Source organism: Actinoplanes xinjiangensis, assembly GCF_003148685.1.
Classification (GTDB): Bacteria; Actinomycetota; Actinomycetes; order Mycobacteriales; family Micromonosporaceae; genus Actinoplanes; species Actinoplanes xinjiangensis.
Genome location: NZ_QGGR01000002.1, coordinates 269,150 through 290,942, shown reverse-complemented (window position 1 = coordinate 290,942; position 21,793 = coordinate 269,150). Strand labels below are relative to the sequence as shown.

General features: G+C 71.6%; 20 protein-coding genes. 16 read left to right on the top strand and 4 right to left on the bottom strand.

The features are described from left to right. The first annotated feature begins 15 nt into the window (after nucleotides 1–15). From yidD to BC793_RS04830, 5 genes are all read left to right on the top strand, one after another. Nucleotides 16–390, top strand: coding sequence for a membrane protein insertion efficiency factor YidD (yidD, locus tag BC793_RS04850; RefSeq protein WP_239170116.1), 375 nt, complete (start codon nucleotides 16–18; stop codon nucleotides 388–390). 45 nt (nucleotides 391–435) lie between these two features. Beyond that, nucleotides 436–1,668, top strand: a complete 1,233-nt coding sequence (locus BC793_RS04845) for a transporter substrate-binding domain-containing protein (protein WP_239170117.1) — start codon at nucleotides 436–438, stop codon at nucleotides 1,666–1,668. Continuing rightward, the gene (locus tag BC793_RS04840; RefSeq protein ID WP_239170118.1) at nucleotides 1,665–2,714 is read left to right on the top strand and encodes a hypothetical protein; all 1,050 of its coding nucleotides are present in this window, start codon (nucleotides 1,665–1,667) and stop codon (nucleotides 2,712–2,714) included. The genes BC793_RS04845 and BC793_RS04840 overlap by 4 nt, the downstream gene beginning before the upstream one ends. An 81-nt stretch (nucleotides 2,715–2,795) precedes the next feature. Continuing rightward, the gene (locus BC793_RS04835; protein ID WP_109589583.1) at nucleotides 2,796–3,518 is read left to right on the top strand and encodes a PP2C family protein-serine/threonine phosphatase; all 723 of its coding nucleotides are present in this window, start codon (nucleotides 2,796–2,798) and stop codon (nucleotides 3,516–3,518) included. Between the two features lie 45 nt (nucleotides 3,519–3,563). Continuing rightward, entirely contained in the window at nucleotides 3,564–6,365 is a 2,802-nt protein-coding gene (locus BC793_RS04830; RefSeq protein ID WP_239170119.1) for a putative bifunctional diguanylate cyclase/phosphodiesterase, read from the top strand. A gap of 12 nt (nucleotides 6,366–6,377) precedes the next feature. Here the strand turns inward: BC793_RS04830 and BC793_RS04825 are convergent, their stop codons facing one another. Then, nucleotides 6,378–9,125, bottom strand: coding sequence for an ATP-dependent RNA helicase (locus BC793_RS04825; protein ID WP_373871230.1), 2,748 nt, complete (start codon nucleotides 9,123–9,125; stop codon nucleotides 6,378–6,380). 346 nt (nucleotides 9,126–9,471) lie between these two features. On the opposite strand from BC793_RS04825, the gene uraD reads away from it, so the two are divergent. The 7 genes from uraD (at nucleotide 9,472) to BC793_RS04790 (ending at nucleotide 16,126) form a co-directional block, all read left to right on the top strand. Beyond that, on the top strand, nucleotides 9,472–9,978 hold the full coding sequence (uraD, locus tag BC793_RS04820) for a 2-oxo-4-hydroxy-4-carboxy-5-ureidoimidazoline decarboxylase (RefSeq protein ID WP_170167197.1): 507 nt from the start codon (nucleotides 9,472–9,474) through the stop codon (nucleotides 9,976–9,978). Beyond that, complete coding sequence (gene uraH, locus BC793_RS04815; protein ID WP_109589578.1) at nucleotides 9,968–10,327, top strand: hydroxyisourate hydrolase; 360 nt, start codon at nucleotides 9,968–9,970, stop codon at nucleotides 10,325–10,327. The genes uraD and uraH overlap by 11 nt, the downstream gene beginning before the upstream one ends. Before the next feature lie 14 nt (nucleotides 10,328–10,341). Next, nucleotides 10,342–11,193 carry a factor-independent urate hydroxylase gene (gene pucL, locus BC793_RS04810; RefSeq protein ID WP_239170121.1) on the top strand — a complete coding sequence of 284 codons (852 nt, stop codon included), beginning with the start codon at nucleotides 10,342–10,344 and terminating at the stop codon, nucleotides 11,191–11,193. Further along, nucleotides 11,190–12,533: an 8-oxoguanine deaminase gene (locus tag BC793_RS04805; protein ID WP_109589574.1), complete on the top strand. Its 1,344-nt coding sequence runs from the start codon at nucleotides 11,190–11,192 to the stop codon at nucleotides 12,531–12,533. The genes pucL and BC793_RS04805 overlap by 4 nt, the downstream gene beginning before the upstream one ends. 171 nt (nucleotides 12,534–12,704) lie before the next feature. Continuing rightward, nucleotides 12,705–14,252 (top strand): malate synthase A, encoded by a 1,548-nt coding sequence (aceB, locus tag BC793_RS04800; protein WP_109589572.1) that lies wholly within the window; start codon nucleotides 12,705–12,707, stop codon nucleotides 14,250–14,252. A gap of 59 nt (nucleotides 14,253–14,311) precedes the next feature. Further along, entirely contained in the window at nucleotides 14,312–15,448 is a 1,137-nt protein-coding gene (locus BC793_RS04795; protein WP_109589569.1) for a DUF6986 family protein, read from the top strand. 21 nt (nucleotides 15,449–15,469) lie between these two features. Next, nucleotides 15,470–16,126 carry a hypothetical protein gene (locus tag BC793_RS04790; protein WP_203896278.1) on the top strand — a complete coding sequence of 219 codons (657 nt, stop codon included), beginning with the start codon at nucleotides 15,470–15,472 and terminating at the stop codon, nucleotides 16,124–16,126. 107 nt (nucleotides 16,127–16,233) lie between these two features. Here BC793_RS04790 and BC793_RS04785 read toward each other — a convergent pair whose 3' ends face one another. Further along, nucleotides 16,234–16,548, bottom strand: coding sequence for a hypothetical protein (locus tag BC793_RS04785; protein WP_109589567.1), 315 nt, complete (start codon nucleotides 16,546–16,548; stop codon nucleotides 16,234–16,236). A gap of 271 nt (nucleotides 16,549–16,819) precedes the next feature. Between BC793_RS04785 and BC793_RS52205 the strand changes: the two genes are divergently transcribed. After that, complete coding sequence (locus BC793_RS52205) at nucleotides 16,820–16,942, top strand: hypothetical protein (RefSeq protein ID WP_275416198.1); 123 nt, start codon at nucleotides 16,820–16,822, stop codon at nucleotides 16,940–16,942. Here the strand turns inward: BC793_RS52205 and BC793_RS04775 are convergent. Continuing rightward, nucleotides 16,933–17,355, bottom strand: a complete 423-nt coding sequence (locus BC793_RS04775) for a glutaredoxin family protein (protein WP_109589563.1) — start codon at nucleotides 17,353–17,355, stop codon at nucleotides 16,933–16,935. The genes BC793_RS52205 and BC793_RS04775 overlap by 10 nt on opposite strands. 159 nt (nucleotides 17,356–17,514) lie before the next feature. On the opposite strand from BC793_RS04775, the gene allB reads away from it, so the two are divergent. From allB to BC793_RS04760, 3 genes are read left to right on the top strand one after another with little or no spacing between them, the layout of a single operon-like run. After that, nucleotides 17,515–18,825 carry an allantoinase AllB gene (allB, locus tag BC793_RS04770; RefSeq protein ID WP_109589561.1) on the top strand — a complete coding sequence of 437 codons (1,311 nt, stop codon included), beginning with the start codon at nucleotides 17,515–17,517 and terminating at the stop codon, nucleotides 18,823–18,825. Next, on the top strand, nucleotides 18,825–19,796 hold the full coding sequence (gene alc, locus BC793_RS04765; RefSeq protein WP_109589559.1) for an allantoicase: 972 nt from the start codon (nucleotides 18,825–18,827) through the stop codon (nucleotides 19,794–19,796). The genes allB and alc overlap by 1 nt, the downstream gene beginning before the upstream one ends. Then, the gene (locus tag BC793_RS04760; RefSeq protein WP_109589557.1) at nucleotides 19,793–20,920 is read left to right on the top strand and encodes a phosphotransferase family protein; all 1,128 of its coding nucleotides are present in this window, start codon (nucleotides 19,793–19,795) and stop codon (nucleotides 20,918–20,920) included. The genes alc and BC793_RS04760 overlap by 4 nt, the downstream gene beginning before the upstream one ends. On the opposite strand, the gene BC793_RS04755 is transcribed toward BC793_RS04760, so the two are convergent. Further along, the gene (locus BC793_RS04755; protein ID WP_239170122.1) at nucleotides 20,906–21,763 is read right to left on the bottom strand and encodes a transglutaminase-like domain-containing protein; all 858 of its coding nucleotides are present in this window, start codon (nucleotides 21,761–21,763) and stop codon (nucleotides 20,906–20,908) included. The genes BC793_RS04760 and BC793_RS04755 overlap by 15 nt on opposite strands. Nucleotides 21,764–21,793 lie beyond the last annotated feature (30 nt).

The following is a 21,793-nucleotide window of genomic DNA, read 5'->3' as shown; positions in this document are numbered from 1 at the left end:
CGCCATCATGTGATCGTGAGCTTTGGGAAATCACGGAAGAAGAAAAAGAAGCACTCCTGGTTCGACTCGTGCAACCCGAACACGAACTGCGACTGTGACATCCCCGGATGTGACTGCTTCTCGCTGAGCATGATGCTGCGGTTGTTCGCGGCGCTCAGCCGTACCCCCGGAAGCTCCCGTGCCGAACGGGCGGTGACCACCGCCATCCGCGGTTACCGGAAGATCTCGCCGAGGCTGCCCACCCGGTGCCGCTACCAGCCCACCTGTAGTGCGTACGGGCTGCTCGCGATCGAGCGGCACGGCCTCCGGGCCGGGCTGCGGCTGACCGCCGCCCGGCTCGCGCGCTGCCGGCCGGGCGTCCCGTTCGGTACCGGGGATCCCGTTCCCTGAGGTTGTCGGGCACGATGACTCGTCTGGGGACGAAGGGACGGGTCGATGGCTGACACCGAGAACGGCGGCGACGGCGTCGCGCCACCGCGGCCGGGGCTTCCGCCGCCGCGGCAACAACCGGACGAGAGCTGGCTTCTGCGGACGCTGCAACAGCTTCCGCCGAAGCAGCTGGCCGCGCTGCGCCGGTTCGTGACCGCCGCCGCCCCAGCGGAACCGCCGCCCGTCCCGGTCGAGGAGATGACCGTCGAAGAGCTCGCCTCCCGGGACATCGCCACGCAGGCGGCGATCGAACAGGCCCGGGCCGAGGCGGAGCACGCGGCGATCGCCCGGCGCGACAACCAGTTCAAGGTGTGGCGGCTGGCCGGGCTCGGGGTGCTCATCGTCCTGACGCTGATGGTCTCGCTGGGCCGGTTGCTGGTCGGCGGGCCGCCGTCGATCGCCGAGCTGCGGGCCGAGTCCGGTGTCGACACGTGGACGACGCTGGCCATCGGCGTCAAGGACGACCAGTACGGCGTGGCCTACTACGACCAGGCGAAAAAGACCTGGGAAGGGTTCGACATCGACCTCGCGTACATGATCGCCGCCGATCTGGGTTTCCGGCGCGACGACGTGCGCTTCTACGGTCTGGAGAGCGAGGACCGGGCCCGCATGCAGGCCACCGACCCGGTCGACGGCAAGCGCGTGCCGGTCCAGTTGGTGATCGCCAGTTACAGCATCACCGACGAGCGGCAGGAAGCGGGCGTCCACTTCTCGCAGCCCTATCTCTACACCGAGCAGTCGGTGATCACCCTGAAAGGCCACCCGGCAGTCGTCGCGCTGAAGGACCTCGAAGGCAAGCGGGTCTGCACGCTCTCCACCTCGACCAGCGCAAACGCGCTGACCAACGCTCGTGCGGTGGTCACCCAGAAGAACCGGGTCAGCGAATGCTTCAAGGCCTTGGACAAGAACGAGGTCGAGGCGATCAGCACCGACGCCGCCATCCTGGCCGGCTGGAAGCACAGATTCCCGGACAAGTACGAGCACTGGGACCTGGGCCTGGAAGCCAACGAGCGGTGGGGCGTCAACGTGGGCGAGAACCCGGCTCTGGAACGGCTCGTCAACCTCACCCTCTACCGCTCGTATGCCGATCCCGAGGACGATCGGTGGGAGAAGGCCTACGAGCGGAACCTCCAGACCCAGATCGACCCGGTCGCCGACACCCCGGTGGCGGTCGGTCAGCAGCCGCCGGTGCAACGGCCGGAGATCGGCTGGATGCCGTGGGAGGATCCGCTGGGATGACCACCGACATTCGAACCGGACGGGTCTCCAAGAGACGCACCCCGCCCCGCCCCGGCTACCGCGCCGAGCTGAACTGGCTGCTCGCCGTGCTGCCCGGCTTCCCGCTGCTGCTGCTCGTGCTGCGACTGTGGTATCTGAGCCAGCAGGACCTGCCGACGATGCTGCTGCTCGTCCAGTACATCAACCCGCTCGGCATGATCGGCGCCCTGTTCATCACCCTGAGCTGGACGGTACCCGCGGCCATCCTCCTGGTCCGGGTGCTCGGCGGCATCTCGCTGGTCAGCTCCCCGAACCAGACCGCGACGTCGTTCCTGGCCGTGGCCGCGTTCCGGATGCCCGGCTGGGTCGTCGTGATCGCCGTCGGCATCGCCGCCTTCACCTGGCAACTGCGCATGCTGCCGCTGCTGATGATGCTGGTGGTGGCGGTACTCGGCCTGACCGCGGTGCAGGGGGAGCACGGTGAGCCGTGGCTGATGCGGTGGCTCACCCTGGGCGTGCCGGTGCTCGTCGGGATCATCGTGTGGATCTTCGTGTGGCCGGGAGTGGTCGCCTCGTTCCGGGCCGGTGATCACGCGACGGCCGTACTCCTGCTGGGTCCTCCGCTCTTCGGCCCGGTCCTCACCGGGCCCGTCCCGGAACGCTGGGCCCGGATCGCCACCCACTGGCCGGCCGTCGCGGTGGCCTTCGCCATGCCGTTCATGGTCGGCGTCGTCTTCCTCCGCGCTCCCGTCCTGCCGGACACCGCCATCGAGGTGACGACCGAGGGCGAGCCGGTACGGGTGGTCCGCGGACAGCTCATCGCCGTCGACGACACGTCCACCACGATGCTCGAGGCCACCGGCCGGGTCGTCTTCATCCCCAACGGCGAGGTCCGGTCGAAAACCCTGTGCCCCCAGGCCGCCGACGACCCGGCCAGTGGTCTCACCGTCCGCGGCTGGCCGGTCGAGGCCCCGGCACTGGAATGGATCGCACCGACACGACCCGTGACCGAAATCGATCCCCGATGCCTCGGCCGGCCCCTGAATCGGGGTTCAGGCGGTGGATGAGTGTAATTTCAGCAACGACATGTGCGACATGCCGCCCACCACGTGCAGACAGGTTGGCGCCGACCTGGCAGGCTGCACGCCATGACCTTGCACCTCCGGTGGGCGGCCGTCACCGACCAAGGACACGTCCGGAGCAACAACGAGGACTGTCACTTCGCCGGTGACTCGCTTCTCGTCGTCGCGGACGGCATGGGCGGCATGGCCGCCGGCGATCTGGCCAGCCGGATCGCCATCGAAGCCATGGTCTCGCTCGACGCGCCGATCGCCACCGATCACCAGATGGACGCCCTGCACCGTGGACTCGAGCTCGCCAACGGCCGGATCGCCGAGCAGGTGGCCCTCGACCCCACGCTGGCGGGCATGGGCACCACGCTGACGGCGGTGCTCTTCAACGGCGAGCGGGCGGCCATGGCCCACGTCGGCGACTCCCGGGCCTACCTGCTCCGCGACGGTCGGCTGAACCAGCTCACCAAGGACGACACGTACGTCCAGATGCTCGTCGACCAGGGCCTGATCAAGCCCGAGGAGGCGGCCGCCCACCCCCGGCGGGCCGTCGTCACCCGGGTGCTCCAGGGCGAGCCGGTCACCCCGGCCTACGTCATCGTCGAGCCACAGCGCGGTGACCGCTGGCTGCTCTGCAGCGACGGTCTCACCGGCGTCGTGCCCGACCCGGTCCTCGAGGAAGAGCTGCGCACCATCGCCGACCCGAAGTCCTGCGCGGAGAGGCTCATCGATCTCGCCCTGCGCGGCGGTGGGCCCGACAACATCACGGTGATCGTCGCCGACGTGACCGCGGGGGACTGAGCGGGTATTTTACTCCGGCCGCGATGCCTCGCGGCCCGGACTCTGGTGGTGATCACGACGGCGCGACTGCTCGGCACGCTGGCGCTCACGCTGGGTGTGGTCGCCTTCGGCGAACTCGTCCTCGGCACGCCCCGCCTCTACACCGACACGGCACAGCTGGTCGCCGGACTCGTCGCGGCCACCGTCTGCCTGGCCGTCGGCCGCGACCGTACCGGCATCCCGCGCCGCTGGCGGCTGCTCGCCGCCGGTGGCCTCGTCGTGTGGTCCCTCAACCGGATCTGGTGGGTCGTTCAGGACCTGGCCGGTGCCGACCGGCTGCCGCCGCACGCACTCACCTACGCCGCGCTGTTCGTGCTGCCCGTGTGCATGCTCGTCGGGCTGCTCGGCGCCGTGCACACCCGGCCCCGGCCGGTGCCCACGTCACCGCTGCGTGACCAGATCGCGCTCGTCATCGACAGCCTGCTCATCACCGGGTCGGTGCTGGCCCTCTGCTGGTCGGTGCTGCCCGGCTCCTGGCTGGTGCCGCCCGGCCCGCCCGCCCTCCGCGGCCTCGACGTCGTCCAGCTGATCTACCTGATCGCCGACCTCGTCCTGTTCACCATGGTGGTGCTGCTGCTCACCACCCGGCCCGACTCCCCGGCCGGGCGGCGGCCGCTGCGGCTCGTCGGCTCGGCGCTGCTCGCCTTCGGCGTCGCCGACACCGTCCGGCTCCTCGGCGGCGGGCCCACCTGGCTGGAAGGGCTCGGCCACCTGCTCGGCCCGGCGTTCATCGCCATGGCGGCACTCAGCCCCAACCGGACCCCGGTTCCACCGCCCGACGCCGAGGTGCTGGAACGCGACTGGTTCCGGCTGCTTCTCCCGTACGGGCCGGTCGTCGTCACCGGGGTGGTGCTCGTCGTGCGTACCGTCGCCGAAGGCTCGCTCAGCCCGTTCGAGGCCTACCTCGGCTGGCTCGGTCTGGCCCTCGTCGTCACCCGGCAGATGATCACCATCGTCGACAACACGGTCCTCTTCGACCGCGTCGCCACCGCCCAGCGCCGCCTGCACCACCAGGCGTACCACGACCCGCTCACCGGCCTCGCCAACCGCGCGCTCTTCCGGGAACGGCTCGTCCTCGCCATCGACGCCCACCAGAAACGCGGCACGCCCGTCGCTGTGCTCTTCGCCGACCTCGACGACTTCAAACTCATCAACGACACGTTCGGGCACGCCATCGGCGACCGCGTGCTCCAGGCCATCGGCGAGCGGATGCGCGCCGGGGTCCGCGCCGGTGACCTCGTCGCCCGCCTCGGCGGCGACGAGTTCGCCATCGTCCTGGACCAGGGCGGCGTCGCGGTCCCGGCTCCCCGGCGCCGGGCGCCCTGGCGGCGCCGGGCCGACAGCGTCCTGAAGCAGCGCCGCTATGTTCTTTCGGCAGCGGGGGTACGTGTCTCGGAAGCCGCGTTCGCCGGCGGCGCCACCGTGTCCCCGTCGTGGGACACCTCGACGGACGGGCCCGCATTTCCCGCCGGCCCGTCGGGCGCGTCCGGTGCGTCCGGCCCGTCCGGGGTTCCGGGCCCCTCGTCTGCTGCGACCGCGCCGCCGTCCCTGGCCTCGTCGATCTCCTCGGTTTCCCCGTCTTCTCCGGTCCCGTCGTCCTCCCTGTCTTCGTCTCCTTCGTCTCCTTCGTCGTCTTCGTCTCCGGCTTTGTCTCCGTCTTCGTCGGCTTTTTCCGGGGCGTCTTCGTCTCCGTCTTCGTCGGCCCTTTCCGGGGGGTCTCCGCCTCCGTCTTCGTCGGCTCTTTCCGAGGCGGTCTCTTCTCCGGGGGACGCTGTAGCCGGATTCGACGCCGCATGGGAGGCCGAGGCCGAAGCCATCGGGCAGCGGGTGCTGGCGACCCTCCGCGAGCCGTACGTCATCGACGGCCGCTCGGTCGGTGTCGGCGTCAGCATCGGCCTGGTCACCGCCGAACCCGGCGACGAACTCACCGCCGACCTGCTCCTACGCCGCGCCGACGCCGCCATGTACGCGGTCAAACGCCGCGGCAAGGGCGAACTGATCCGCTACACCGGCCCCAAGGACTCCGGCCCACACGCCGACCTGCCACAGCTCCTGGCCGGAGCGCTGTCCGGCGGAAGCCCCGCGGCCGCCGGTTTCAACGTGCACTACCAGCCGATCGTCCGGCTCAGTGACGGCGCCACCGTCGCGGTGGAGGCCCTGGCCCGCTGGACCGACCCGGTGGCCGGTCCGGTCCACCCCGACGTCTTCGTCACGATGGCCGAACGAACCGGCCTGGTCGCGGCCATCGACGACTTCGTCCTGGACCGTGCCTGCGCGGACGCCGCCCGCCTCGCCGAGCTCTACGGCCGCCCCATCGACATGCACGTCAACGTCTCCGCCGGCCGCCTCGCCGGCCAGGGTCTCGAAGACGCCGTCCGGGCCGCCCTGACCCGCCACCGCCTCGAACCGGCCCGCCTGATCATCGAGATCACCGAGACGCTGCGCATCCCCGACCTCCCGTGCGCTGCCGCACTCGTCGAGCGACTGCGCGACCTGGGCGTACGGGTGGCCCTCGACGACTTCGGCAGCGGCTACAACGCCCTCGCCCAGCTGCACGCCCTCCCGGTCGACATCGTCAAACTCGACTCCACCCTGACCGATGTCGACACCTCCCCGGACCGGGCCGGCGCCCTGTGCCGCTCGGTGCTGGCCATCTGCGCCGAACTCGGCATCATCGTCGTGGCCGAAGGACTGGAGACCGAGGAACGGGCCGGCGCGATGGCCGCTCTCGGCTGCCCCCTGGGCCAGGGATACCTCTACGGCGCTCCGGCCGCGCTCACCCGCCTGCCCCACCCGCCGGCAGCCTGACCCGCGGCGTGTTCAGCGGGACCGGGGGTTGAGGCGCCGGGTCGGCTCGGCGGTGGCCGGGTCCTCCGGCCATGGGTGCCGTGGGTATCGGCCGCGCATCTCCGCGCGCACCTGCGGGTAGCCCTGCACCCAGAACGAGCCGAGATCACCGGTGACGGCCACCGGCCGCCCCGCCGGGGAGAGCAGGTGCAGCAGCACCGGAACCCGGCCGTCGGCCAGCCGGGGCGCCTCCCGCCATCCGAACGCCTCCTGCACCTTCACCGCGAGCACCGGCGCCGCCGGATCGCTGTAGTCGACCCGCACCTGCGACCCGCTCGGCACCGGAAGCCGCTCCGGCGCCACCGCGTCCAGCCGGCCCGCCACCGACCAGGGCAGCAGCCGTCGTAGTCCACCGGCGACGTCCACCTTCGCCAGGTCGGCACGCCGCCGGGCGGAGCCGAGGCCGAGCCAGTCCTCCGGGCTCTCCAGCAGCGCGCTGTCGGACACGTCGGGCCAGGGATCGCCGAGAGCCGCATGCGCGAATGCGAGCCGTTTCCGCAGATCCTCGGCGTTCCGGCTCCACGTCAGCAGGCCGAGCCCCTCCTGCCGCAGCCCGGTGACCAGCGCCGCACGGAGCAGTGCCGGATCCGGATCGGTGAGGCGGGTGGCGACCAGGGTGATCGCCCCCAGCTTGCGAACCCGCCGGGCCACCACGTCACCGTCGATCCACCCGATCTCGGTGGCTTCCGACAGCATCGGTGCGGCCACCTCCAGGGCGGTCTCCTCGTCCAGGGGTGCGGCGCTGCGGATCCGGGCCACTCTGGCGCCGGCCGCGCGGTCGGCGCCTGCCACGGCCAGCCATGGCGACCCCGCCAGCGAACTGCCGGCCGGCAGTTCGGCGGCGGTGCCCCCGGCCATCAGGTAGGCCATGCCGCCCGGCTCCCGCACCCGCGCGACCCGCTCCGGATACGCCAATCCCACGATCAGCCCGGCCGCGATGTCGTCGCTCAGCCGCGCCGCCGTTCCCGGCCGGCCTCTGCCCGGCCGCCCCGAAGGCTCTCCGGCTGCAGGTCGTGGGCCGCTATCCGGCCGCCCCGAAGCCTCTCCGGCTGCAGGTCGTCGGCCGGTGGGTGCGGAGGCCGGGTTCCGTGGTCGGTCGGTGTTTGTCCCCGTTACGGGCTCGTTGGTGGGTGTGACCGCCGGTTCCCGGCCGGGGGATCGGTCCAGGGCCCGGGTCAGGCGGCGGACGTCCGCTCGCCGGGCCGGCTCGTTGCGGGCGGCCCGCCAGACCGTGACCACGTCACCGCTGGTGGTGCGGTCGTCGTCGAGAACGGCGACGATCTCGGCCGCGCGGTCCGCTCCGAGGACGGCGGCACCGTCGATCAGAGCCCGGGCCAGCCGGGGATGCAGGCCCGCGCCGGCCAGGGCACGGCCACGTGCGGTGACCCGGCCCTCGGCGTCGACGGCGCCCAGATCGTGCAGGGCGGCGACGGCGGCTCGCAGCGCGCCGGGCGGGGGCGGATCGGGCAGGGCCAGGCCGGCCCCGTCGGGATGCCCCCACAGCGCCAGGTCGAGGGCGAACCCGGTCAGATCAGCCGCGGTGATCTCCGGTTCCGGCTGGGCGGGCAGCCGGTCGTGCAGGGCGGCCGGCCAGCAGCGGTAGACCCGGCCGGGTGCCTCCCGGCCGGCCCGCCCGGCGCGCTGCTCGGCGGACGAGCGGGACACCGCCACGGTGGCCAGGGCGCCCAGGCCTCGGGCGTGATCCATCCGGGGCACCCGGCTGAGCCCGGCGTCGACCACGGCGCGTACCCCCGGAACCGTCAGACTGCTCTCGGCGACCGCCGTGGCCAGCACGACCCGGCGGTGCCGGCCGGCGCGCAGCACCGCGTCCTGCGCCGCGCCCGTCTGCCGGCCGTGCAGGGTGACCACGTCGGCGCCGAGAAGCCCGGGCCCGCCGGAAGCGCCGGGAGATCCGGGCCCGCTGGAAGCGCCGCGAGATCCGGGCCCGCCGGAGGACCCGGAAGCGCCGGAGGCGCCGAGGCGGCCGGCGACGGCGGAGATCTCGCCCGCGCCGGGAAGGAAGACGAGGACGTCACCGTCGCCCTCAGCGAGCGCCCGCCGGGTAGTGGCGGCCACGTGGTCGAGGAGACGCGGGTCGACGCGGAGCCCGTGCGGCGGGGTGACCGGCGTGGCCGGCGGCGCCCAGATCACCTCCACCGGGTAGGTGCGCGCGCGGGCGGTGACGATCGGTGCCGGCCGCCCCGGCTCGCCGAGGACGGTCGCGAGCCGGTCGGCGTCGGCGGTCGCCGAGGTCGCGAGGACCCGCAGGTCGGGGCGGAGCGCGGCACGCACCTCGACGAGGAAGGCCAGAGCCAGATCGGAGTCGAGATGCCGCTCGTGGCACTCGTCGAGGATCACCGTGGTGACGCCGGCCAGCTCGGGGTCGGCCTGTAGCCGGCGGACCAGCAGACCGGTGGTGACGACCTCGACGACGGTGTCGTGGGAGACCTGCCGTTCGCCGCGCACCGCGTAGCCGACCCGCTGCCCGGGCCGCTCGCCGAGGAGTGCGGCCATCCGTCCGGCTGCGGCCCGTGCGGCGACCCGGCGCGGCTCGGCCACGATCACCCGGCTGCCGGGTGCGGCCAGCGCCAGCGGGACCAGCGTGGTCTTGCCGGTGCCGGGGGGCGCGACCAGGACGGCGGCCCCGGCGCCGGCCAGGGCGGCGGCCACCTCGGGCAGCACGGGGCGGACCGGGAGATCGGGCAGCGAGCCTACGGGGATGAGCACGCGCCCAGTCTGGCCCATGCCGCCCGCGCCCTCCGCGGTTGTCCACACTGGCGCCCGCGGCGATCGCCGTTCGTGGTTCTGTGGATGACGGCGGCCTTCGGAAACGGCCGGGTCACCGTGGGATAACGGCGAGGTCGCGGTGCATTTCCGGCGGTTGTCCACAGGACGGGCCGCGCCATGGCCGGATGCGCTGCTCGCGGGGTTGTCCACAGCCCTGAGCGGACGGCGAGATTTCCGGCCGGCATTCGTGGCAGGGTGGCGCTTGTTAATTCTTCGGTCCGTCCGTGCGTGGCCCGGTTCGGGCCTGCTTGACTGATCGCCATCGACGAGGGGGTGACCGATGGGTGCGCTGGAGTCCTTCAATGCTCTGCCCGCGGAGCGTCTGGAGGCCGAGTTGCTCGCCTGCTGTGCGGCGCCCGCCTGGGGCGCGGCCGTCGCCGCCAAGAGGCCGTTCGCCGACCGGGCCGGGCTTCTCGCCGCGGCCGATACCGCGAGTCGTGAGCTGAGCTGGCCGGAGGTGTTGCAGGGCCTGTCCGCGCATCCACGGATCGGGGAGCGGGCCGCCGGCGACTCGCAGGAGGCCGCCTGGTCGCGTGCCGAGCAGTCGGCTGCCGCACAGAGCGCCGACGACACGGCGAAGGCCGAGCTCATCGCGGCGAACCGGGCGTATGAGGAGCGGTTCGGGCACGTCTTCCTGATCTTCGCGAGCGGTCGGTCGCAGGCCGAGATCCTCGCCGCCGCCCGGGAACGGCTCGGCAACGACGAGGCGGCCGAGCGGGCGATCGTGACCGATGAGCTGCGCAAGATCGCGCGGCTGCGGCTGGAGCGGGTGCTCGATGCCCTCTGACGGTGTCACCGCGGCGTTCCACGCCCGCATCTCGACGCACATCCTGGACACGGTGACCGGCGACCCGGCGAAGGACGTCTACGTGCGGCTGGAGCGCCGCGACTCGGACGGCTGGAGCACGATCGCCGAGGGCCGCACCGACGACGACGGCCGTCTGCGCTACGAGGTGGCGCTGCACGAGTGGCAGGCCGGCGGCTATCGCCTGTTCTTCTACGTGGAGCCCTATCTGGGCGGCGACTGCTTCTTCCCGGAGATCACGGTCGCTTTCCACGTCCACGACCCGAATCGCCACTACCACGTGCCGCTGCTGCTCAGCCGGTACGGCTACACCACCTACCGAGGGAGCTGACACCGTTGGGGATCGTGCTCGGACCGAACCGCTACGGCAAGGCGGAGACGCGTCTGGTGCGGGTGCACCGTGACGGTGACTCGCACGGCCTGGTGGACTTCAACGTCAGCATCGCGCTCTCCGGCGACCTGACCGCGGCTCACCTGACCGGCGACAACTCCGGTGTCCTGCCGACCGACACGATGAAGAACACGGTGTATGCGTTCGCCAAGGAGCACGGTGTCGGCGAGCCGGAGACGTTCGCCCTGCTCCTGGCCCGGCATTTCGTGAGCACGCAGCCACAGGTGCACGCGGCCGGGGTGTCGGTCGAGTCGTTCGCATGGGACCGGCTGGGCCCGCACTCGTTCCGGAAACGGGGCGATCACGTGCGGACCACCGTGGTCTCCGTGACGCGGGAGAGCGTGCAGGTGGTCTCCGGCGTGACCGGCCTGGTGCTGCTGAACTCGACGGATTCGGAGTTCCACGGGTTCGTCGAGGACGGCTACACGACGCTGAAACCGACCACCGACCGGATCCTGGCCACGGCCGTGGACGCCCGTTGGCGGCACATCGGGGACGACACCGACTGGGCGGCCTCGCACGAGGGGGCGCTCGACGCACTGGTGAAGGCGTTCGTCGGCACCTACAGCTACTCGCTGCAACAGACGCTCCACGCGATGGGCGTGCGGGTGCTCGAGGACCGTCCGGAGATCGCCGAGGTGCGGCTCACGCTGCCGAACCGACATCACTACCTGGCCGACCTGTCCCCGTTCGGCCTGGACAACCCGGGTGAGGTGTTCATCGCCGGTGACCGGCCGTACGGGTTGATCGAGGGCAGTGTGGTCCGCGACGACGCGCCCCCGGCGACCGCGGAGTGGTGGCTGTGATCATCATCGAGAACGCGCACGTCGCAACGGTCGACGCGGCCGGTACGGAGTATGCCGGCGGCCACGTCGTGGTCGGTGACGACGGCCGTATCGTCGCGGTCGGGCCGGGCCGCTCCGACCTGCCCGGGGAGCGCCGGGACGGCACCGGCTGCCTGGTCACACCCGGCCTGGTCAACACGCATCATCACCTCTACCAATGGGCGACCCGCGGCCTGGCGCTGGACGAGACGTTGTTCGGCTGGCTCACCACGCTCTATCCGATCTGGGGCCGGCTGGACGCGGAGATCGTCGGCGCGGCGGCCGGTGCCGGGCTGGGCTGGCTGGCGCTGTCCGGCTGCACCACGAGCATGGATCACCATTACGTGTTCCCGCGGGACGGCGGTGACGTGCTGGCCGCCGAGATCGAGGCGGCCCGGCAGATCGGGGTGCGGTTCCACCCGACCCGTGGCTCGATGGACCTGAGCCGCAAGGACGGCGGCCTGCCACCGGACCACGTGGTCGAGGACACCGACGAGGCTCTCGCGGCCACCGAGGCGGCGATCGACCGCTGGCACGACCCGTCACCGGATGCGATGCTCCAGATCGCGGTGGCGCCCTGTTCGCCGTTCTCGGTCACCACGCGTCTCATGGAGGAGGCTGCGGTGCTGGCCCGGCGCAGGGGAGTGCGGCTGCACACCCATCTCGCCGAGACGGACGACGAGGAGGAGTTCTGCCTCAAGCAGTTCGGCTGCACCCCGGTGGAGTATGCGGAGCGCGTCGGCTGGCTCGGCGACGACGTCTGGCTGGCCCACGGCGTGCACCTGGACGACTCGGCGATCGCGAGACTCGGAGCCACCGGCACCGGTGTGGCGCACTGCCCGAGTTCGAACGCGCGGCTCGGCACCGGTGCGGCGCGGGTGCGTGAGCTGCTGGACAACGGCGTACCGGTGGGTCTCGGGGTGGACGGCGCGGCCTCGCAGGAGGTGTCGCACCTGGGCGCCGAGTTGCGGCAGGCGCTGTATACGGCACGTCAGCGGCAGGGCCCGAAATCGTTCGGCGCGCGGGAGGCGCTGCGGCTCGGCACCATCGGCGGGGCCCGCTGCCTGGGCCGCCAGGACGACCTGGGCTCGCTGGAGCCGGGCAAGCTGGCCGACCTGGTGATGTGGCGGTTGGACGGCCTGGGGCACGAGGGCATCGACGACAAGGTCGCGGCGCTGGTGTTCGGCCCACCGGCGCGGGTCGATCTGGCCCTGGTCGGCGGCCGTCCGATCGTCGAGCGCGGTGAACTGGTCGGTGCGGATGCCGACACGTTGACGGCGAACGCCCGGCGCGCCCACCGCCGACTGATCGACGCGGTGTAGACAGCCGGAGTCGGAGAGGCGCGGGCGCAGAAAGCCGGACAGAGGCGGTGCAGGAAGCGTCGCGGGAGAGAAGAACACCACAGGTTCCGGGTAGTGGTAGACCGTAGGAGACCATGAATAATGCTCGATTACGGTACGGGGGAGTAACCACACTGAGAGGAATCGTCAACGATGACCGAGATCCTGTCCGACGAGGCCGTGGCGTTCGTCGCCGACCTGAACCGGCGATTCCGGCCTCGCCGTAACGAGCTCCTCCAGGCGCGTGCCACGCGCCGTGCGGAGATCGCGGCCGGTGCCACGCTGGGCTTCCTGGCCGAGACGGCGGACATCCGCGCCGCCGAGTGGTCCGCCCCGCCCGCCCCGGCCGACCTGCAGGACCGGCGGGTCGAGATCACCGGCCCCACCGAGCGGAAGATGACGATCAACGCGCTGAACTCGGGCGCCAAGGTGTGGCTGGCCGACCTGGAGGACGCGAACACCCCGCACTGGTCGAACGTCGTCGACGGGCAGCAGAACCTGTACGACGCGATCCGGCGCACCATCACCCTGGAGACCGAGAAGAAGACGTACGAGCTGAACGGCGGGCCGTACCCGACGATCGTGATGCGCCCCCGCGGCTGGCACCTCGACGAGCGGCACCTGCCGGTGGACGGCGAACCGGCCGTCGGCGCGCTCGTCGACTTCGGTCTCTACTTCTTCCACAACGCGAAGGAGCTGCTGGAGCGGGGCAGCGGACCGTACTTCTACCTGCCCAAGATGGAGTCCCACAAGGAAGCCGCACTGTGGAACGACGTCTTCACCTACGCGCAGGAGACGCTGGGCGTCCCGGTCGGCACCATCCGCGCCACCGTGCTGATCGAGACGATCCCGGCCGCGTTCGAGATGGAGGAGATCCTGCACGCGCTGCGCCCGCACATCTCCGGGCTCAACGCCGGCCGCTGGGACTACCTGTTCAGCATCATCAAGTACTTCCGGGACAACCCGAACATGATCCTGCCGGACCGGGCGGCCGTCACGATGACCGCACCGTTCATGCGGGCCTACACCGAGCTGCTCGTCTCCACCTGCCACAAGCGGGGTGCGTTCGCGATGGGCGGCATGGCCGCGTTCATCCCGAGCCGGCGTGACCAGGAGGTCAACAAGGTCGCGCTGACCAAGGTCAGGGAGGACAAGGAGCGCGAGGCCGGCGACGGATTCGACGGTTCCTGGGTGGCCCACCCCGACCTGGTGCCGGTCTGCCGGGAGATCTTCGACCGGGTGCTCGGCGACCGGCCGAACCAGCTCGACAAGAAGCGGCCCGAGGTCGCGGTCGACGCCACCGACCTGCTCGACGTGGCCGGCGGCGGTGGCGCCGTCACCCGCGCCGGGCTGCACAACAACGTCAACGTGGCCCTGCAGTACCTGGAGGCGTGGCTGCGCGGCAACGGCGCGGTGGCGATCCACAACCTGATGGAGGACGCCGCCACCGCGGAGATCTCCCGGTCCCAGGTCTGGCAGTGGATCCACAACGGAGTGAAGCTCGAGGACGGCACGCCGATCACCGCCGAGCTGGTCGGGCGGATCGAGGACGAGGAACTCGCGAAGATCCGCGAGGCCGTCGGCGACGAGGCCTGGACGTCGGGCCGCTACGACGACGCCCGCAAGCTCTTCGAGCGGGTCGCGCTGGCCGACGACTTCGCCGACTTCCTGACCAGCGCCGCCTACGACTCGATCGACTGATCCACGGTGCGGCCGGGCCGGTCCCGGCCGCACACCCCACCGCGAGGAAGGGCCGACTGTTGCGCCTGAACGAGGACGACTACGCCGAGATCGACGCCGGCCTCGCCGCACACGACGCGTTCCTGCGGGCCCGCTACCCGGGCGACCGGCCCGGCCGGCAGCCGGTCCACACCGTCTACATCCCGGCCGACCGTCTCGACGACTTCCGCGACTGGGGCGGCATCGCCCTCGGCACGATGGACCGGCACGACTTCCCCTGGCCGGACCCGGCGGTCCGCGCCAAACTCGCCGCCGAGCCGATCGAGGACCTGCGCGTCGACTTCGAGGACGGCTACGGCGTCCGCGACGACGACCAGGAGGACGCGGCCGTCCGCAAGGCCGCCGCGATCCTCGCCGACGGACCACGTCCACCGTTCCTCGGCATCCGGATCAAATCCCTGGAGGCCGCGACCCGGCGCCGCTCACTGCGCACCCTCGACCTCTTCCTCGACAACTACCAGGATCTCTTCACGATCACGCTGCCCAAGGTCAGCGGTACCGGCCAGGTCGCCGCCATGGTCACCCTCTGCGAGAAGCTGGAGCGGTCGTACGGCCTGAGCGCCGGCGCCCTCACCTTCGAGATCCAGATCGAACTGCCGTCGGCCGTGCTCGCCGCCGACGGGACCGCGACCGTCGCGCGGCTGATCACCGCGGCCGCCGGCCGGTGCACGGGGCTGCACTACGGCACCTACGACTACAGCGCCGCCGCCGGGGTGGCCGCCGCCTACCAGTCGATGGAGCACCCGGTCGCCGACTACGCGAAGGCGGTCATGCAGGCCGCCGCCGCCCAGACCGGGGTGCGCCTGTCCGACGGGTCCACCAACGTCCTCCCGGTCGGGGACACCGCCGCCGTGCACGCCGCCTGGGACCTGCACCGGCGACTGGTCCGCCGGTCCCTGGAGCGCGGCTACTACCAGGGCTGGGACCTGCATCCGGCCCAGCTGCCGACCCGGTATGCGGCGACCTACGAGTTCTTCCGGGACGGCCGGGACGCGGCCGTGACCCGCCTGCGGCGCTACCTGGACCGGCAGGACGGGGGCATCGCCGACGAGCCGGCCACCGCACGGGCGCTCGCCGGATATCTGCTGCGCGGCCTGGACTGCGGCGCACTGACCGATGCCGGGTTCCCACGGGAGCAGTTGACCACCCTGGCGTGAGACGAGCAGCGGAGGACGACAGTGGGGTATGACACCGGATTCACGGGGCAGGTCGCCATTGTTCCGCCACTGAATCCCTACGAGGTGGAATACCTCGACCGGTTCGCCGAGACCCGGCACGAACTGAGGGATGCCGGGCCCTATGCGGTGAGCGGAAACGGGCTGGCACCCGGGGAGATGTACGGCGGGAACGGCCCCGGCCCGGAACATCCCGGCTACTGGTGCAAATGGGTGCCGACGGCCGCCGGTGACGCGCTCATCTGGAACGGCGAGGAGAAGTTCTACCACGCGGAGATCTGGCTCGCGTATCTGGTGGAGACGTTTCTGGCACCGGGTGCGGAGATTCGCGGCGACGTGCCGGGGGCGTGGTTCCGTCCGGCCGTGTTCGAGCACTTCACCTGTGACCACGTGGTCAACGGGGTGATCACCGCGGAGGGTGAGGAGGAGGACGACCGGTGGCGGATCGAGGTGCGGGACAACGTCGTGCACGTGATCCGGCTGGTGGACCGGCCGGATCATGCGGAAATCGATTCCCGCAGCCCCGGTGAATGGGGGAGTGGGGAGTGGGCGGAATTCGAGTCGCGGACCCGGCGGAATCACGTTTTCACGGTCAGCGGTGCGGGTGAGATCCACGATCTCGGGCCGGCCGCGGAGAACGGATTCGCCACGATCGCCTAGCGATTGAGGTGGGCGGGCACGACGGAATTCCGGCGGCAGCCGCCGGAGGCGGGGTTCGGTGTGGTGCGGTGGTGGGAGGTGTGGGCGTACCCGATGAGGAGGGTTTTTCAGACCATGGAGAAGATCGGCACGATGAGGAGCGCGGCGAGCGTCAGCCACGTCGCCAGCTCGTCGTGGCCACGGTTGCCCTCGCGGACGGCCTTGTAGAGCAGGCCCGCCATCACGCCGGCGAGACCGGCGCCGGCGAGGACCGAGGAGGCGCCCGGTTCGCCGAACCATTCCGGCGCGAGGCTGATCAGCGACGCCGGGTCGATGATCGCGAGGACGGCGAAAGTGAGGACGGCGATGGCCAGGACGGCGACGGCGGCGCCGCGCACGAGGATGTTCGGTCCGGTGTTCACCGCGGGCTGCTGGTTCGTCACGCCGGTTGCCTTCCGTGATGGTCCGTGTCAGTGAGTCAGACCCTAGCGGCATGGGCAAATCCCGTGTGGATCGAACCTTTCCCGCCTGTGGGGAGTACTACGGGACGGGACCGCGCGCAACGCGAGGGAGTGTCGTTCAGTGAAGAAGAGTGTGACTCAGAGTAACGAAGAGCACGTTTGTGAACGGCCGTCGTGGGAGTGCCGGGTGTGCGGTGATCCGTGGCCGTGCACACCCGCGCGAGTGTCCCTGTCGGACGGTGCGGACCGGGTCATGTTGACGATGTACATGTGGGGTCACCTGGACCGGGCCATGACCGAGCTGCCACCCGGGCCGCCGGCGGAACTGTTCGACCGGTTCCTGCGGTGGACCGACGGCCAGCTGGTTCAGGCCTGAGGCGCGGTCGGCACGATCTGGTCGCGCAGCCAGGACGGGTCGGGGTTGACGTGGCCCCGGCCGCCGATCACCACGGTCGGCACGGTCTCGTCGCCGCCGGTGATCTCCCGGACCGCGGCGGCCGCGGCCGGGTCCTGCCAGATGTCGACCCAGCGCAGCCGGTCCGCGTCGGCACCGAGGCGGGCCCGCAGCCGCAGGCAGAACACGCAGCCGGGCCGCCAGTAGACGACCGGCCGGTCGTCCTCGACCGCGGCGGCGCGGGGGAACGCGAGCGGCGACAGCACGAAGGCGAGTACGAGGAATCCGGCCAGCAGCAGGGCGGCGGTGCCGGGCGCGCCGTCGCCGAAACGGGCCGCCGCGATCAGCACACCGCAGAGGGCGGCCAGGGCCGCCACACTCCATCGTCGCACCATGGAGCGGCACGGTACTCCGCTACCGCCGGTAACGGCATGCCCGACCGGCCTGATGCGCACGGGGTGAAACAAAGCGCCCGCGGCGAACAGGCGCCGCGGTGAAACAAAGGGCCGGGGCGAACAGGCCGCGGTGAAACAAAGCGCCGATAGGGTCGGCCCATGGCTGATCTTGTAGTGCGTTCGCGGCGCGTCACGACACCGGACGGCGAGCGGGCGGCGGCGGTCGTGGTGGAGGGCGGGACGATCGCGGCGGTGCTGCCCTACGACGCCGTGGTGCAGGCGGCGCAGGACATCGATCTCGGCGACACCGCGTTGCTCCCCGGCCTGGTGGACACCCATGTGCACGTCAACGAGCCGGGCCGGACCGAGTGGGAGGGGTTCGCCACGGCGACCCGGGCGGCCGCGGCCGGCGGCGTCACCACCATCATCGACATGCCGCTGAACAGCCTGCCGCCGACCGTGACCACCGCGGCCCTGAAGATCAAACAGGCGGCCGCAGCCGGTCAGTGCCACGTCGACGTCGGATTCTGGGGCGGCGCGATCCCGGGCAACGCCGCCGACCTGCCGGGCCTGCACGCCGACGGTGTCTTCGGTTTCAAGTCGTTCCTCGCCGACTCCGGTGTGCCCGAGTTCCCGCCGGTCGACGCGGGGCAGCTCGCCGAGGCGATGAACGCGGTCGACGCGCTGTTCGTCATCCACGCCGAGGACCCGGATCATCTGCGCGAGGCGGCGAGTTCGGCGGCGTACGCCGACTTCTTGGACTCCCGCCCGCAGGACGCCGAGCATGCCGCGGTCGGCACCGCCATCGCGGTGGCCCGCGCCGCGGGCCGTCGCGCCCACATCCTGCATCTCTCCGCCGCCTCCGCGCTCCCGCTGATCGCCCGGGCGAGAGCCGAGGGGGTACGGGTGACCGCCGAGACCTGCCCGCACTACCTGACTCTGGACGCGGCCGTGATCCCGGACGGCGCCACCGAGTTCAAGTGCTGCCCGCCGATCCGGGACGCGGAGAACGCCGACCGACTGTGGGAGGCGCTGGCCGACGGCCTGATCACGTGCGTGGTGAGCGACCACTCGCCGTGCACCCCCGACCTGAAACGGCAGGACACCGGTGACTTCGCGGCCGCGTGGGGCGGGATCGCCTCGGTGCAGCTGGGTCTTCCGGTGATCTGGACCGCGGCCGCCGAACGGGGGCATACCCTCGCGGACGTGGTGAAGTGGATGGCGCGCCGCCCCGCCGATCTGGTGGGATTGCGGAACAAGGGCCGCATCATGGTCGGCGCCGACGCGGATCTGGTGGCATTCGAGCCGGACCGGGAGTTCGTCGTCGACGTGCACGCGCTGCATCACCGGAACCCGGTCACGCCGTACGCCGGAAAGGTCCTGCGGGGTGTGGTCCGCACCACCTGGCTGCGCGGAAGCGTGGTGACCGGCGACAACGCCGGCGGAAAGTTCCTGGCAAGGGAGATCTGATGGACTTCAGCGCGCTGCCCGACCTCGCGTCCCGGGCGTTCGGCGGAGGCGTCGTGCACGCCAACGACGAGTTCTTCGCCGCCGCCGACCACCTGGTGCTGCCGGGCACGCCGGGTCACGCGCCGAAGACGTTCGACCACAAAGGACAGGTCTACGACGGCTGGGAGACCCGCCGCCGCCGGACCCCGGGTCACGACTTCGCGATCATCCGGCTGGGCGCGCCCGGTGTGGTCCACGGCGTCGACATCGACACCGCGTTCTTCACCGGCAACTTCCCGCCGTACGCCTCGGTCGAGGCCGTGGAGATGCCCGGCTATCCCGGCCCGGACGAACTGGCCACCGCCGACTGGGTGGAGATCCTGCCGAAGTCACCGCTGAAGGGCGACGGCCGCAACCTGTACCCGGTGGAGGACCGTCACCGGTTCACGCACGTGCGGCTCAACATCTTCCCGGACGGCGGAGTGGCCCGCCTGCGCGTGCACGGTGAGGTGGTACCCGACCCGGAACTGCTGCCGAAGGTGTTCGACGTGGCCGCCGCCGAATACGGTGCCACCGTCGTCGACTGCAGCAACATGTTCTACGGCAACCCGCAACGGATGCTGATGCCGGGTCTGGCCCGCAACATGGGCGACGGGTGGGAGACGTCGCGGCGCCGTGACGACGGCAACGACTGGGTGCTGGTACGGCTCGCCGCCCCGGCGGTGCTGCGCTTCGCCGACCTGGACACCAGCCACTTCAAGGGCAACGCCCCCGGCGGGGCCACGCTCACCGGTTTCGACAGCGACGGCCTCCCGCACGAACTGCTGCGACGGGTGGCGCTGCGCCCGGACACGCCGCACCGGTTCGCGCTCGCCGAGGCGCCCGAGGTGACGCAGGTCCGGCTGGACATCTTCCCGGACGGCGGCATGGCCCGGCTGCGCCTGCTGGGGCGTGCCGACCGCAAGTTCCTGCATGCGAGACTCGGCCGGTGAGCCGTACCGTCACTCTGGTGCTCGTCGATCCGTCGGGCGAGCTTCTCGGACAGCTGCCCCCGTTCACCGTGGAGGTGCCCTGGTGGCAGGACTCCGCCGGCGTGCTGGCCGGCGCCGGCATCGACGTCACCGTGCTGCGCCTGCTGCACGGTGATCAGGATCCACCCGGCGGGCACGTCACCTATCTGGCGATGACCCCCGAGCGGCCGGCCGGTCTGCTGCCGGCCGACGTCGACCTGTCGCCGCATCCGCTGCGCGCGGCGTACGCCGAGGCGGCCGGCGCCTCCGCGTCGCTGGCCTGGGCAGCCGGTGCCCTGGACCGGATCGGGCTGTCCGGGCTGACCGCCCACCAGCAGCGCACCTGGAACCTGTCGGCGATCTGGCGGTTCGACGGCCCCGACGGTGTGCCGGTGGCCTGGCTCAAGCAGGTGCCGCCGTTCTTCGCACACGAGGCGGCCGTCCTGCGCATGGTCGACGCGGTCTCACCGGGCCTGGTGCCGTACGTGCTGGCCGCCGGTGACGAGGGCCGTGCCCTGATCACCCACGTGCCCGGCGAGGACCGTTACGGCGCCGCGCCGCCCTTCCGGGCTCAGGTGCTGGCCGCGCTGCAACCGGTGCAGCAACACTTCGCCGGCCGGGTCGACGAGCTGCGTGCCGCGGGAGTCCCGGCGCTGTCGCTGGACGGCCTGCCGCGGATCGCCGCGCCGCACCTTCCCGGCATTCCGGGTCTGCGGGAGTTGCTGGACGACCTTCCGCGCCGGCTCGCCGCCGTCGCCGAGTGCGGTCTCCCGGACACTCTCGTGCACGGTGACCTGCACATGGGCAACGTGATCCAGGACGGCGAATCGTTCACCATCGTCGACTGGGGTGACGCGGTGATCGGCAACCCCGCCTTCGACGCGGTACGGATGCGGGGCGAGCCGGAGGTCCTCGCCGCATGGGCGAAGCTGTGGCCGGAGTACGACGCACTACGGGCCGCCGAGCTGCTGCAACCGGTGGAGTTCCTGCGTCAGGCGGCCGTCTACGACACGTTCATGGCGCAGATCGAGCCGTCCGAGTGGCCGTACCACGCCGACGACGTGCGCCGGTGCCTACAGACCGCGGTTGACTCAGCCCGGCAGTGACACCAGATCCCGGTGGTCGTCGAACGGCAGATTCCCGCCGGCGACCGCCAGGATCTCGGTGCCGGTCAGGGTGAGCGCCCCGGACAGCGTGGTCGCGAACGCGGTGTCGGCGGCGTCGCGGCCGGTGGCGATCCGGATCAGCGACTGCCGGGGCGCCAACCGCGTCGCGTCCCACACCCGCCAGTGGCCGTCGATCGCGGTCTCCACCACCAGGTGGAAGTCCATCGGGGACAGCCCGGGCGCGTAGACGGCGGCGACCCGGGCCGGGATGTTGCGGGCCCGGCACAGGGTGGCGGTCAGGTGCGCGAAGTCGCGGCACACCCCGGCGCCGGCGAGCAGGGTGTCCACCGCGTCGGTCGTGGGGCCACTGCTTCCGCCCTGGTAGGTGATGTGCTCGTACACCCAGTCGGTGATCGCCCGAACCGTGCCGGCGGTGCCGTCCCCGGCCCGGGAGCCGCCGAAGCCCGCGCCGTCCGGCAGAGCGGTGCCGAAGCTCGCGCCGTCCGGCTGGGAGGTGCTGAAGCCCGCGCCGTCCGGCACCGAGGTGCCGAAGCGGGTGGCGGCGAATCCGCCGAGCCGGTCGGACGGGCAGTAGCGGCTCGGCCGCAACGCGACGATGCGTTCCTCGTCGGTGACCGGGGGCGGTACCGATCCGGGCGGAACCGCCGCCGAGTACCGCACGACCAGCGCGCCCTTGCCCGCAGTGATCAGCTGCCGGTCGACGGCGACGCCGTTGACCAGCAACGTCTCCGAGACGGCGCCGGACACCGCGACCTGTAGCGCGATCTCGGCGGGCTCGGTGACGTCGAATTCCAGGGTGCAGCCGACCTCGGAGATATCCACAGTTCTCACCGTATCGGCGGCACGTTACGT

Coding starts and splice junctions, on each gene's coding strand:
- aceB (WP_109589572.1), top strand. CDS start 12,705: ATGACCGAGATCCTGTCCGACGAGGCCGTGGCGTTCGTCGCCGACCTG.
- BC793_RS04775 (WP_109589563.1), bottom strand. CDS start 17,355: ATGGTGCGACGATGGAGTGTGGCGGCCCTGGCCGCCCTCTGCGGTGTG.
- uraD (WP_170167197.1), top strand. CDS start 9,472: ATGGGTGCGCTGGAGTCCTTCAATGCTCTGCCCGCGGAGCGTCTGGAG.
- BC793_RS04840 (WP_239170118.1), top strand. CDS start 1,665: ATGACCACCGACATTCGAACCGGACGGGTCTCCAAGAGACGCACCCCG.
- alc (WP_109589559.1), top strand. CDS start 18,825: ATGGACTTCAGCGCGCTGCCCGACCTCGCGTCCCGGGCGTTCGGCGGA.
- BC793_RS04835 (WP_109589583.1), top strand. CDS start 2,796: ATGACCTTGCACCTCCGGTGGGCGGCCGTCACCGACCAAGGACACGTC.
- BC793_RS04845 (WP_239170117.1), top strand. CDS start 436: ATGGCTGACACCGAGAACGGCGGCGACGGCGTCGCGCCACCGCGGCCG.
- allB (WP_109589561.1), top strand. CDS start 17,515: ATGGCTGATCTTGTAGTGCGTTCGCGGCGCGTCACGACACCGGACGGC.
- BC793_RS52205 (WP_275416198.1), top strand. CDS start 16,820: ATGTTGACGATGTACATGTGGGGTCACCTGGACCGGGCCATGACCGAG.
- uraH (WP_109589578.1), top strand. CDS start 9,968: ATGCCCTCTGACGGTGTCACCGCGGCGTTCCACGCCCGCATCTCGACG.